Annotated in this window: 12 protein-coding genes; 7 read left to right on the plus strand and 5 right to left on the minus strand. The window is 63.3% G+C overall.

Annotated features, from left to right (window positions below):
* Positions 1–24: 24 nt before the first annotated feature.
* Positions 25–903, minus strand: a complete 879-nt coding sequence (locus tag ACVJGD_RS24120; RefSeq protein ID WP_456636645.1) for a VOC family protein — start codon at positions 901–903, stop codon at positions 25–27.
* 265 nt (positions 904–1,168) lie between these two features.
* Complete coding sequence (locus tag ACVJGD_RS24125; protein ID WP_456636646.1) at positions 1,169–2,209, minus strand: LysR family transcriptional regulator; 1,041 nt, start codon at positions 2,207–2,209, stop codon at positions 1,169–1,171.
* Positions 2,210–2,505: 296 nt separating this feature from the next.
* Between ACVJGD_RS24125 and ACVJGD_RS24130 the strand changes: the two genes are divergently transcribed.
* The 3 genes from ACVJGD_RS24130 (at position 2,506) to ACVJGD_RS24140 (ending at position 5,106) form a co-directional block, all read left to right on the plus strand.
* Positions 2,506–2,748 carry a DUF3551 domain-containing protein gene (locus ACVJGD_RS24130; protein ID WP_456636647.1) on the plus strand — a complete coding sequence of 81 codons (243 nt, stop codon included), beginning with the start codon at positions 2,506–2,508 and terminating at the stop codon, positions 2,746–2,748.
* Positions 2,749–2,867: 119 nt separating this feature from the next.
* A complete protein-coding gene (locus ACVJGD_RS24135; RefSeq protein ID WP_456636648.1) occupies positions 2,868–4,550 on the plus strand; it encodes a Na/Pi cotransporter family protein in 1,683 nt (560 codons plus the stop codon).
* Between the two features lie 250 nt (positions 4,551–4,800).
* Positions 4,801–5,106: a hypothetical protein gene (locus ACVJGD_RS24140; protein WP_456636649.1), complete on the plus strand. Its 306-nt coding sequence runs from the start codon at positions 4,801–4,803 to the stop codon at positions 5,104–5,106.
* 9 nt (positions 5,107–5,115) lie between these two features.
* Here ACVJGD_RS24140 and ACVJGD_RS24145 read toward each other — a convergent pair whose 3' ends face one another.
* Positions 5,116–6,354, minus strand: coding sequence for a cytochrome P450 (locus ACVJGD_RS24145; RefSeq protein ID WP_456636650.1), 1,239 nt, complete (start codon positions 6,352–6,354; stop codon positions 5,116–5,118).
* Between the two features lie 207 nt (positions 6,355–6,561).
* Between ACVJGD_RS24145 and ACVJGD_RS24150 the strand changes: the two genes are divergently transcribed.
* The 3 genes from ACVJGD_RS24150 (at position 6,562) to ACVJGD_RS24160 (ending at position 10,636) form a co-directional block, all read left to right on the plus strand.
* Complete coding sequence (locus ACVJGD_RS24150) at positions 6,562–6,786, plus strand: dodecin (protein ID WP_456636651.1); 225 nt, start codon at positions 6,562–6,564, stop codon at positions 6,784–6,786.
* Between the two features lie 115 nt (positions 6,787–6,901).
* Positions 6,902–8,782: an AMP-dependent synthetase/ligase gene (locus tag ACVJGD_RS24155; protein ID WP_456636652.1), complete on the plus strand. Its 1,881-nt coding sequence runs from the start codon at positions 6,902–6,904 to the stop codon at positions 8,780–8,782.
* Positions 8,783–9,118: 336 nt separating this feature from the next.
* The gene (locus ACVJGD_RS24160) at positions 9,119–10,636 is read left to right on the plus strand and encodes an AMP-binding protein (RefSeq protein WP_456636653.1); all 1,518 of its coding nucleotides are present in this window, start codon (positions 9,119–9,121) and stop codon (positions 10,634–10,636) included.
* Positions 10,637–10,839: 203 nt separating this feature from the next.
* Here ACVJGD_RS24160 and ACVJGD_RS24165 read toward each other — a convergent pair whose 3' ends face one another.
* Positions 10,840–11,262, minus strand: coding sequence for a DUF1810 domain-containing protein (locus ACVJGD_RS24165; protein WP_456636654.1), 423 nt, complete (start codon positions 11,260–11,262; stop codon positions 10,840–10,842).
* Complete coding sequence (locus ACVJGD_RS24170) at positions 11,255–11,749, minus strand: NUDIX domain-containing protein (RefSeq protein WP_456636655.1); 495 nt, start codon at positions 11,747–11,749, stop codon at positions 11,255–11,257. Before ACVJGD_RS24170 ends, ACVJGD_RS24165 begins: the two co-directional genes overlap by 8 nt.
* A 164-nt stretch (positions 11,750–11,913) precedes the next feature.
* Here ACVJGD_RS24170 and ACVJGD_RS24175 point away from each other — a divergent pair, with 164 nt between their 5' ends.
* On the plus strand, positions 11,914–12,975 hold the full coding sequence (locus ACVJGD_RS24175; protein WP_456636656.1) for a DUF2252 family protein: 1,062 nt from the start codon (positions 11,914–11,916) through the stop codon (positions 12,973–12,975).
* The last annotated feature ends 104 nt before the right edge of the window (positions 12,976–13,079 follow it).

Here is a 13,079-nt window from a genome sequence, read left to right on the forward strand (position 1 = left end):
AGAGCAATGCCACCCGGCTTCAGATCAATCGGCGTGCGCCGCGCTCGCGAAAGCGACGCCCGGCTCGCCGAAATTGGGGGGAGGCGCTGAACCCCAGAGATTGATCCAGCGATGTGATCCCGTCATCTCCCAGTCGCGCGCCTGATACAGCGCATCATTGTCAATGCGATCCATTCCGACCGACATCTCGACCACGCAGTTGTTGGGATCGACGTAATACTGGAAGACATTGCCACCGGCGCCATGCCGCCCTGGTCCCCAGAGCAACGTCCGATCCTTGAGCACGAGACCATCGGCTATCCGCGCCAGATCCTGGAGGGAGTCGAAGTCGAACGCATAGTGATGCAGGGCGGGCTCACCGCGGAACACCGCCACGGTGTGATGGTAACCGTCATGAGCGCGAAACCAGTTGAACTCGTCACCCGTCGTGCGGTCCGACAGCTTGAGCCCGAGCACGCTGGTGAAGACGTCGCGCACAGCAAGGACGTCGGGCACCCTAAAGTTTACATGCTCGATGCGTCGCGGATGAGAGCCGGGTCCAACATAGCGCGCCACTTCGCTGCGCTTCACGGGTGTATGTACTTCGATGATAAGACCAAACGGCGCCTGGAAGCGTACCGCACGTTCTATGGCCGGGCCGAGAGGTTTGTCCTCGATCACCTCGAGGCCATCGGAGACCGCGCGACGGTAAACCTCGTCCACCGCGGCGGCGTCCATAGCTTCAAGGCCAACAGCGGCGACGTAGCGCTCCGTGCTTTGCCGAAACGCGACCTCGTAGAACCGCTCGTTCGAAGTAAGGAATACCGTTCCGTCGCGCCGACCGCTCACCCGCAATCCGACGAGATCGACAAGATCCAGAGCCGAGCGCTCCGGATCAGGGGTCCCGAAAGTCACGTGGCCCATTTGCCTTATCAAGTGAGTCATGGCTGTTCCTCGCGCCTACAAGTCCCGTGCTGCAGTTCGCGGCGTTACAGCGGCCTCAGCACTCAGCGTTAGTTGGCGCTCGGACGTCGGAATAAAATCGGCAGAATCCCGAACATACTTTTTGATCCTGCCTAAAAGTATTGTTTGGCCGAGCCGCGCCAATCCAAAGGTGCATGGCCTCAATCGACCCAAAAGCGCCGCCTTCCCGGGCAGCCGATGAAAAGGGCGAAATCGCAGATCGCATTCACGTCGTAGCTTGCGGGCGCAAGTTGGCACGAAGAAAATCGATGAGCGCCTTGAGGGCCGCCGAGTTTTGCCGTCGGCTTGGATAGTACAGGAAGAACCCGTCCGTTGTCGGAAGCACGGCCTCCTCCAGCAGGCGGACCAATCGCCTATCCGCGATCATCGCAGCCACGTAGTCTTCATCGATATAGGCGATTCCGACACCGTCCAATGCGGCGCGGACCAGAAGCTGCGGGTCGTCCAGGATAAGCGATCCCTCGACCTCGACCTCGGCAACCTTGCCCTTGGTGATGAATTTCCATGGAATGAACCCGCCGGCGGATAGCCGAAGCCGAATGCAACTATGGGAGTGGAGATCGGCGGGCGTCTGCGGATGGCCGCGGCGCTCCAGATAGCCTGGCGAGGCGACGACAACGTAACGCACATTGTCGGTGATCCGCACTGCGATCATGTCCCGGGCGAGACGGCTGCCGACGCGAATGCCGGCATCGTAGCCTCCGGCAACGATGTCGGTTAAAGCCGACTGGACCGAGATCTCGAGCGTGATTTCCGGATATCGGTCCAGAAATCGGGCAAGCAACGGCCCCAGCACAAAGCGCGCCACAGGCGGCGGGATGGTCAGCTTCAGGTGCCCCGCCGGCTTGTCGCGGTAAGCGTCCACTGACTCGATCGCCGCGTCGAATTCGTCGAGCAGGGGCCGCAACTGCGCCAGCAGCCGTCCCCCGGCCACTGTCAGAGCGACGCTGCGCGTCGTACGGTTCAGCAGCCGGACGCCAAGGCTCTCCTCCAGTTGACGGATCGTATGACTCAATGTTGCCGTAGAAATCCCCAGTTGCTGCGCCGCTTTCGTGAAGCTCAAGAGCTCGGCAACGGCTACGAAGGCGCTCAGCTCGGCGAATCGGGTCCCCCGCATTTCAAACCATCCCTTACATCGTCCGTGCTGCCACCCCGCGTCCGCCCGCTGATCGACGGACGCAATGCCGGATCGGGAAGGAAGCCTATCATTCACCCCGTATTTGGTGGAGATGGCTGTGCCGTACACATGGCGCTCGCCTTCGGCACGGCCATGCCTGCCACGCGCATCTCGCTCAATTCCAGGCGGTTGTCGATTGGTGTCTCCGCTCCATTGCAGTGACGCCGTTCTGGATCGCCGATGCTGAAGAGCCGGCGCGATTGTTGTGACGGCAACCTTTCGTACCGAGCGGATATCGACAGGCCTCCCTACGCGTCTGCGGGGCCGATCTCAAAAACTTGAATCCACTGATGTGAGGCAATTCACATCGACCCCGCACGTTTGGTCCCAGCGTCGAGTGGGGCACTTCAACGTGGGAGAGAAAGATGCGTACCCTCCTTCTTGCCCTTGCGACGTCCGCGACCATCCTCGCAACCGGTGTAACGCCGGTGGCAGCCAGCGAGTATCGGTATTGCCTCCAAGGCGAGGAATTTGCCGGCGCGGGCGATTGTGGATTCGCCAGCTACCAGCAATGTCAGGCTAGCGCAAAAGGCCGCATGGCCTACTGCGGTGCCAATCCGGATTTTGCGACCGTCCTGACAAATCGTGCCAGGCCGCGCCACCGCTGACGCCGTGCGAGAAATAAGCAACCGCCGCGCGCCGGTTGCACATTGCGGGCCCTTGTCGGCTGCCTTCGCTCAGCAACTGCGCTACAGTGCAGGAGCCGGCCTGTTCGTCAGGAGCCCGCATGTCTACGGCAATCTCGGTACTTGGCGGCGTAGGTCTCTTCCTGCTTGGCATGACGGTGATGACCGACGGCCTGAAGGCGCTGGCCGGCTCCGCCCTTCGCACCGTGCTCAGCAAGGCGGCGGCGACGCCGCTGCACGGCTCGTTCTGGGGCGCCATCGTCACGCTTCTGGTGCAGTCCTCCAGTGCAACGACCATGACGACGATCGGTCTCGTCAGCGCCGGCCTGCTGACATTCCAGCAAGGGTTGGGCCTCGTCTTCGGCGCGAACGTCGGCACCACGGGGACAGGCTGGCTGGTCGCGCTCATCGGCGTCCGTGTCTCGCTCACGGCCGCGGCACTGCCGATGATCTTCGTTGGCGCGTTGACGAAGCTTCTGGCCAGCGGGCGGATAGCCGGGGTGGGCGCCGCTCTGGCCGGGTTCGGGCTTGTGCTTTTTGGGCTGACGACCCTGCAGCAGGGCATGGGCGGGCTGGCCGAACGGTTGCACCCGGCGGACCTGCCTGCCGTTCTCGCCGGTCCCGACGCCCGGTGGTGGTCGGGCCTGTTCGGCGTGCTGGTGCTGGTCGTGGTCGGGCTGGTGATGACCGCGCTGATGCAGTCGTCGACGGCCGCCGTCGCGGTTACCCTGTCCGCTTACTTCGCAGGTGCGGTCGGACTGGACCAGGCCTGTGCGCTGATCATCGGCCAGAACATCGGAACAGCCACCAGTTCCGCCTTGGCCGCGATTGGCGCGAGCACCACCGCCAAGCGGCTGGCCATCGCCTATGTGCTTTTCAAGCTTATCGCCGCCGTTATCGCGCTGGTGCTTTTTCCCGTCGTCATCCCTCTGCTCGTGCGTGCCTCCGATACCGTCGATGGCGTCACGCTGCTGGCCCTGTATCACACGGCGTACAATGTTGTCGGCGTGGTGGCCCTGCTGCCGCTGATCAACTGGTTCACGCGACTGGTCGAGCGCATTCTGCCCGAGCGTGGCTCGCCGCTCACGCGCTGCCTCGATCCTTCCGCGCTTGCGGCCCCGATCGTGGCGGTGGAAGCGGTGCGGCGAACGATCGCACGCGCGCTCGCAACGGTATGCGGTTCGATCGAGGCTGCACTGGCCGGCCGCACCGAACCAATCCGTCTGGGGAAGGACGCCGCATCGGTGCAGGATGCGGCCGATGCCTTGCGCCAGGCACAACTATTCCTGTCGGATATGACCGGACCGCCTGAGACCGACGACGAGCAACGGCGTCTCACGAGCACACTGCACGCACTCGACCACGCGTCTCGACTGACGGAATTGGCAAATGGAGGAATCAATTTCGGTTCGGTGCATGGCGGACCGGAGGACATCCGCGCCGGAGAGCTCTGCGCAGAAGCGATGCGAAGTGCGGCCGCGATTGCGCGCGGAGTGGCGGCGCCGCCTCGCGCCGCCGGATCGCCGCAGGTCATGCCACCCTCACATGGCGCCGACGTCATGGCCGGCCCGATCTCGACTGACGAGGCCATCGTCGAGCTCGAGCGTTGTGCGACGCAACTTACCGAAATGCTGCACACCCACCGCAGCGCGACACTGGGCGCGGTCGCCAATGGAACGCTTACGGCCGACGCGGCGCTGGTTCGCGTCGAAACGGTTCGAAGCCTCGAAGCGCTGTCGCGTCACGCCTGGCGCTCTGCAGCCCATCTTGTCGGTCGCGGCTAGCTTGGCGAGCCTTCCCCGGCCGACGACAATCCCGGGGTTGCATCGAATTTTAGAGATATCTCGAAGCGACTTTTCAAGGATTTGCGTTACCTATCAGGTCATGAGCACCCGACCCAGACCCTGATCCCGCGCTGTAGTGCTGCGGGCTAGCGAAACCGACACGTAACCCCCGTTCCCAATCCCACGAAGCAATGGCCGCAGGCGTCCTCGTCTGCGAAGGGCGGAACTTTGCCCGTGAACAGGACCGACGATGACCGTCTCATATTTGAGCTTCCGCGTGCCCTACTCTGCCAACCGGGACTGCGTGATCATCATCAAGCCTCAGAGCAAGGCTTATCAAGCAGTCTGCGTCGACGCAGCGACCAGGCTGACGATCGGAAGCCCGTCCCTCCAGCGTGAGTCCGACGGCGCTCGGCCACAGGTCTCTGCCGCAGAAGTCATCGGCAGGATTGGCCGCTATCGCCTGGCCGCCGCCGCCGTCGACCTCGAGGCCGACGAGTTGGCAGACCGCAGCCGCCGGATCTCCAGCCAATTGCGGTCGCGCCGGCGTCTGTAGCAAACCATGCTACGGGTTCCAGGAGATTCGCATGGCGTCGACGCGACGGATGCCGAAATGGCCGCTGATTTTCGGCGGTACATCCAGGTCGGGCTGCGGTATGCGGGCAGTGATCGCGCTGAGGCTTTCCTCCAATTCGGCGCGGGCGATCGCCTCGCCGATGCACCGATGCGCGCCATAGCCAAAGATCGGATGCAACCGCGGCTGCTTGGTGCGATGAATATCGAACACGTCGGGACGATCGTAGGCCATCTCGTCACGCATCGCTGACATGGTCGACAGCGTGACAAGCTGGCCGGCCGGGATAACAGTGCCGCCAACGTCGACATCCTCGCTTGTGACCCTTGCGACCGCCCCGACGCTCGGTTCGAAGCGCATCGCCTCCGTGACTGCGCCCGAAACCAGGGCGGGATCGCGGCACACCTCCGCCCATTGCTCGCGATGCTGAAGCAGAAGCGCGACCTGCATTGCGATCGCGACCCTGGTGGTATCGGTGCCTCCGACGATCAGTTGGAAGATTTGGTAAAGCATCTCCTCGGGCGACATTTCACCGCCTTCGGTGGCGGCGGCCAGGAACGCGGAGAGGAAATCCTCTCGCGGGCTGCGGCGACGTTCGTCGAGGACCTTGTCGACGTACTCGCGTAGCCGCTGCCCTGCCTTCTCGATCCCGACGATGTCGTCCGGACTCAGCCCGAGACTGAAGGCCTTTGTCACCTCATAGACCAGCAGCGTAAACTCCGGGATGTCCTCGCGCGGAAGTCCCAAAAGATCGGCAATGACGCGGGCGGGCATTTTGGCCGCGATCTCATCGAAGAAATCGACCTCGCCTACCCCGTACCACTCCTCGATGAGATCCTCGGCCGTGCGGCGAATGCTCGGACGCATCTCATTAATCGCGCGGGCGGCAAATAATCGTGAGAACGGCGCGCGGCGGCGCCGATGTACATCACCGTCGGCCGTCAGCATGCCATAGTCGAACATGTCGAACATCGTTCCACTGCCAAAGCCCTGCATCTTGGGGAAGCTCGTTCCGCTGGAGTGGAAGCGCGGATCCTTGCTCAGGCGGTCGACATCGGAAAAGCGCAGCACGAAATATCCGCCGGTCTCGTGCAGCACCACAGGGTATTTCTCGCGATAGGCACGGAACACGCCGTGAGGGTCCGCTTCGAGTTCCTGCAGGGTGACTGTCGGGACTTCGGCGCCAGCGGGGCCGACAGAAAAATTCTTGGCGCTGATCTCTGCCCTCATCGTACACTCTCCGCCTTTCTATCACGCCGCAATTCCGGCTCACGCAGAAGGCGAAGGCTGCCCGCGCGGAGTTTCAGCTCTATTTCGCAGGATCGATACTCTGTTACGCTCGTAACGCGCCCGATCTCGCCGGCGCCCGTTGGGAGCACAGGCGCCGATCGAGGATCGCGTCGCAAATGCCCGGCACGAATTGCAAGGAGATTTGCCATGCCCACGACAGTCGAGAAAGACCACGTCTACAAGATCCTGGAGCTCGTCGGATCGTCCGAGACGAGCATCGAGGATGCGATCCAGAACGCCATCGCCCGCGCCGCAAAGACCATTCGCGAGATGAAGTGGTTCGAAGTCGTGCAGACGCGAGGCCATATCGAGAATGGCGCCGTCCGCCATTACCAGGTCACGCTGCGGGTTGGATTCACGCTGGAGGAGTGAGCCCGGCACTGCCGGCACACGACCTGCCCGTTCTTGCGCCAGGTCAAACATTTGATGTAGCCCACGTGCGATAGATCCATACTTTGTTTGATGCTGAACGTCGTCCGGAGGCTATGTGCAGGTTGATAAACGGTCCGGCGCCGCTTTGATCCCGCCAACCAGCATACCGGACAGGCTTGCGCAGGTCCGTACGCTGCCCGAGCTGCTGCGTTGGCGCGTCCGGGCAACGCCTGATACGGAGGCCTATCGGCATTTCGACGCGGCGGCCGGGCGCTGGGTCAGCCACTCCTGGCACGGGATCGATCTCGAGTTCGACCGCTGGCGGCGCGCGCTGGCCACCGAAGGGTTCGCAGCCGGCGAACGCGTCGCGATCCTGATGCCCAATGGCATCGAGCATATCGCGATGGACCAGGCCGCATTGTCGCGTGGCCTCGTGCCGGTACCGATGCATGCGATCGATAATCCCGAAAGCATCGTCTACATCCTCAAGGATTCCGCTGCGTCGCTGTTGTTGGTCGACGCCATCGACCGCTGGCGGATCCTCGCCAGCGCAGGCGCGCCGGCGGACACGCTCAAGCGTGTGGTCTGCGTAGATCTGCAAGGTACCGAAAACCCGGCAGCGACGGACGATCGCGTCGTGGCGCTGAAATCCTGGCTGACGTCCGAACAGACGGCCGAGGCCGTCATGAACGACGTGGCGTTGGAGCCGGATGACCTTGCCGCGATTGTCTACACCTCCGGCACGACCGGACGACCCAAGGGCGTCATGCTTTCGCACGGAAACATCGTGGCGAACGTCAAGGCGATCCATGCGCGCATCGCCGCCAGTCCGAACGATATCTTCCTGTCCTTCCTGCCGCTGTCTCACACGTTCGAGCGCACCGGCGGCTACTACTATCCGATCGCGGCCGGCGCCTGCGTCGCCGATGCGCGATCGGTGCAGCAGCTCTCCGATGATCTGAAGCAGGTGCGGCCGACCGTACTGATCTCCGTGCCGCGGATCTACGAGCGCATCTATGCGCTGATCATGCAGCACAGCGAGGCGGCCGGCCGCTTTGAACGCGAATTGCTCGAACTTACGGTTGCCGTCGGCGGACGGCGCTTTGATGCGAGGCAGGAAGGCGGCAAGCTGTCGCTGTTCGACCGGATGGTCTGGCCGCTGCTCAAGCACCTGGTCGCCGACAAGGTGCTGGCTCAGTTCGGCGGGCGGCTGCGCGTGGCCGTCAGCGGCGGCGCGGCGATCGGCGAGCGGGTGATCCGGCTGTTCCTCGCGCTCGGACTGGACATCCTGCAGGGCTACGGCATGACCGAGACGTCACCTGTCGTCTCCGTCAATACCGCTGATGACAACGATCCCCGCTCGGTCGGCCGGCCCCTCGACGGTATCGACGTCAGGATCAGTGAGGATCGGGAATTGTTGGTGCGAGGGCCGAACGTGATGCTCGGCTATTGGCACCGGCCGGACGAGACGCATCGGGTCAAGGAAGCCGACGGATGGCTGCATACCGGCGATCAGGCGCGCATCGAAAATGGCCGCATCAGCATCACCGGTCGTATCAAGGACATCCTGGTGACCTCGACCGGGGAGAAGATCGCGCCTGTCGATCTCGAAACCGCGATCCTCGCCGATCCCTTGTTCGAGCAGGCCATGGTGATCGGCGAGAACCGTCCCTTTCTCGCGGCACTCGTGGTGCTGAACGCGAAGGCCTGGGAGCGCGAGAAGGCGAGGCTCGTTGGCAGCGGCGCGGAGGCGGAAACCGCATTCCTTGTCAAACGCATCGCCGAGGCCGTCAAAGCCTATCCGGCCTATGCGACACCGCGCGCGGTATGGTGGACGCTGGAGCCATGGACCATCGCTGCCGGCCTGTTGACGCCGACGCTGAAGAACAAGCGCCCGGCGCTCGAACATCGCTTTGCCGCGGAAATCGAACAGATCTACGCGCACAGGCCACAGGGCGGATCGCGTCCTACGGCATCGCCGGCGCGAACGCAATGAGGACTTCGTCGCGTCTCCACGGTAATTCCTCATCCTGAGGAGCCGCGCAGCGGCGTCTCGAAGGATGGGCCGCGGGCGCCAGCGGGGGCCTCATGGTTCGAGACGCGGCGAAGACGCCGCTCCTCACCATGAGGGTTTAGAGTCCGCAAGGTGGATTAGCGGGCGCGTGCTCCGTCGTTCCACAAGTGAAGGCGGAAACAGTAACCCATTTCGTCGCTCTCAGCCGCAGCTTGACTCGCCTCGCGCCTTGTTGATGAAGTGTTTTGAGTGGCGCCACGCCATATCATCCAAGACACAGAAGCGGCTGCACGCAGCCCACCAAATGGAAACGCCTTCATGTTGATTCCGATCGCCGACGTGCCGCGCTGGTATGCTGAACGCCAGCCGCCGGGCACGATCGCCATTCGTCATGGACAGGACACGCTGACCTGGGAACAACTCGAGCGCCGTGCCAACGCCCGTGCACGGGCGTTCGCGGCCAAGGGCGTCAAGCCCGGCGATTTCGTCGCGATCGGGCTGCCCAACAGCAATGCATTCTTCGAGACCACCTTTGCGGTATGGAAGTGCGGCGCGACACCGACCTCGCTGTCCTGGCGATTGCCGCGCGGCGAGGCGGCCGCGGTGCTCGATATCCTCAAGCCCGCGCTGGTGGTCGGCGGCGAGCCTGACTGGAATGCGCCGAACTCGCTGCCGATCGGCTTCGTGCCTGAAGGCTATTCCGACGAGCCGCTCGCAGCACCCGTCTCGCGCTATTGGAAGGCAATGACGAGCGGCGGCTCGACCGGGCGGCCGAAAGTGATCCTCGACCATCTTCCCGCCGTGGTCGATACCACCACGGCGCCGCCGCTCGGCATCCCGCTTGGCGCCTCGCTGCTCAATCCGGGGCCGCTGTATCACAACGCGCCATTCATCGTTTCGCATTTTGCGCTGTTCGCGGGCGGCCGCCTTACCGGCCTGACCAAGTTCGATGCCGAGGAGACGCTGCGCCAGATCGAGGCCGAGCGCGTGCAATGGATCAATTTCGTGCCGACCATGATGCATCGGATCTGGTCGCTGCCGGACGACGTACGCAATCGCTACGATCTCTCGAGCCTGCAGGTCGTGTTCCACATGGCGGCGCCGATGCCGCCATGGCTGAAGGAGAAATGGATCGAGTGGCTGGGCCCGGAGCGGATCTGGGAGCTCTATGGCGGCACCGAGCGGCAGGGCGCCTGCATCATCTCCGGTGTCGAATGGCTCGCGCACAAGGGCTCGGTCGGCAAGATCGGTGAGACCGCGCGGCTGCGCATCATCGGCGAGGACGGCAATGACGTCGCACCCGGCGAGACCGGCGAGATCTATTTCCTGCCCAATGACGGCGCCGGCACCACCTACCACTATCTCGGCGCCGAGCCGAAACGCCGCGCCGACGGCTGGGAGTCGCTCGGCGATATCGGCCGGCTGGATGCGGACGGCTATCTCTATCTCGGCGACCGGCTCGCCGACATGATCCTGCGCGGCGGCGCCAACATCTATCCGGCGGAGGTCGAGGCCGCGGTGTGCGCGCATCCCGATGTGCGCTCCTGCGTCGTGGTCGGCCTGCCCGACCCCGAACTCGGCCAGCGCGTGCATGCGATCATCGAGTGCGGTCCTGAGGTGGACGCGCAAGCTATCGCCGATGGCATGGGCGATTTCCTCGCCGACCGGCTCAGCCGCTACAAGCATCCGGAGAGCTTTGAAATCGTGGACGCACAGGTGCGCGACGATTCCGGCAAGGTCCGCCGCACGCTGTTGCGCGACGAGCGCGCGGCATGGCTGAAGGAGAATCGCGCGTTCCGGATCATGCCGTCGTGCGTGCCGGTGAAGGCGGAGTGAGCGCGAAGTTCACGATTGATTCGAAGGCTGCCGCATCGACTCTTACCTCTCCCATCGGGAGAGGTCGCGCCGAAGGCGCGGGTGAGGGGTCATGGTCTCTCATGGGCACCTGCGGCCCCTTACCCGATTTGCTGCGCAAATCGACCTCTCCCCGCCGGGGAGAGGTGAAAAGAGCGCGCGGTCGGGCTGACTCCGCCCATCAACTATTGGCCCAGCAGCTCCAGCGTTCGTGGGTCAGCTTCGCCGCCATAATACTTCCTGAGGGCAGCGGGAAATTCGGACGCCGACGACACCGCGGCGAACAAAGTCATCGAAGAACGGAATTTCAGATCGTCGGGGCTGCCGAGAATTTCCCGGATGGTCCTGCCTTCGACGGCGTTGACGAGACGCGTGCACTCGAAGAGCCGCGGACCCAGGATATCATGCTGGAGATAGGCGATCGCCTCGTCGCGGGAGGCGATCGCGAAACGCTGCGCCATCGCGCTGAACCCGAGACCGGCAAGCTGCGGGAAGATGAACCACATCCAATGGCTTTGCTTGCGGCCGCGGCTGAGCTCCGCCACGACCTGTCGATAGACGGGAGCTTGCGCATCGACAAAGCGCGCGAGATCAAAGCGATCACTCATGGTCGCCTCCTGATGGACCGACAAGCTCGGCGAGGCGATCGAGCAGCGGCCGCTGGCCCTCGAGGATCTTTACACGCGCGGCAGCGAGATCGAACCATTCGGCGCGATCGATCTCCGGAAATGCCTGCATCTTCCCGCTTCTCGGCGGCCACTCGATCTCGAACGTATTACTCCTGATAGCGTGCACATCGAGATCGCCTTCGACGGCGAAGGCGATCACCCGCTTGCCGGCGCGCTGGCGGATCTCGCCCAGCGGCTCAAGCGGCCGATCGAGGACGACACCGGTCTCCTCGGCAAATTCACGGCGCGCCACGGCGGTTGCATCCTCCTCCCCGTCCATCTCGCCCTTGGGGATCGACCAGGCGCCCTCGTCCTTGCGCCGCCAGTAAGGCCCGCCGGGATGCACGAGCAGAACTTCCAGCCGCGGCCCTGAACGGCGATACATCAGGATGCCCGCACTTGCGGGCGCGCGAAGGCTCGCCTTCAACGATCGTTGCTCCCGCCATGCATATTCGGCTCCGTTGGACAGGACCGCGTCTTTCGGGATGTATGCGACGTTTGGCATCGGCTCAAGACGGCACATGCGAGGTTTTGGAGCTTAACATCTTAAGGTAGAATATATCCAACCGATTCAACCTTGCGAGATTTTCAATGTCTTTCCGCGATGACAACAGGGACTATGAGAAGTGGTTGGCCACGCAGTGCAAGATCGTCAAGAGGGACATCAACTACAAGCATAAGCGAATGAAGGAGAGCGCCTTCATCTTCCTGCGCGCGACCTATTTCCGCTGGGCGAAGAAAATCGGCGACTGGTGCCCGGAGTTGATGGACGCGCCGAAGGTGCTCGCCGTCGGCGATCTGCATTTGGAAAATTTCGGAACCTGGCGCGACGCCGATGGCCGCCTGGTCTGGGGCGTCAACGATTTCGACGAAGCCGCCGAAATGCCCTATGTGCTCGATCTCGTCCGCCTCACGACCAGCATCCAGCTCGCGCCGCGTTCGGCCGTCGATGACGAAGATGCCGCCAGCGCTCTGTTGGAGGGATATCACGAGGGCTTGAGTCGTCCGCAACCGGCGCTGTTGTTCGAGAACCGAACCTGGCTCAGGCCCTACGCCGAGCCCGACGACGGGGAAGCGGAGGAATTCTGGGACGACATCGAAAAATACCCCAAGCCCCACCCGCGACCCAGGGAGGTCGAGAAGGTGCTGGAGGCAAGCCTGCCGAAAGGCGCCAGCGACGTCCGGCTATGCCAGATTTTCAGGAAGGGCGGCGGCAGCCTCGGGCGGCCGCGTTACGCGGTGATCGCGAAATGGCGCGAAGGCCTCGTCGTTCGTGAGGCAAAGGCGCTGGTGCCCTCGGCGTGGATCTGGGCTCACAAGCCGACAGGGTCCGAAAGATCGAACTTCCTCAAATCGGCCAACAGTAGATACCGTTCGCCCGACCCATTTCTGACCGTGCACAAAAAGTTCATTTTCCGCCGCATCTCCGCCGACTCCAAAAAAATCGAACTCGGCAAGAGCGCCGGGAGAAAGCTGCACCTGAAGCTGCTTCACGCCATGGCATTCGACGTTGCGTCCATCCACGCCGCCAGCCCGGCCGGACGCGAGGCGATCGAAGCCGACTTGCGGAAGCGCCCGCGCGGCTGGCTGCAAGCAGCGGCAACTGTCGCGAACGGGAAGGTCCGGCGCGACTATCAGCAATGGCGGGGCTGATGCATTTGTAGTCGTTCCAAACCGTGAAGCCCGCTCGCGCTGGGCTCATTTCGTTGTTATATTGGGTCTGGGACAATCGACCGGACAGTGACTATTTGGGTGCG

It is taken from the genome of Bradyrhizobium sp. USDA 10063 (assembly GCF_054063735.1).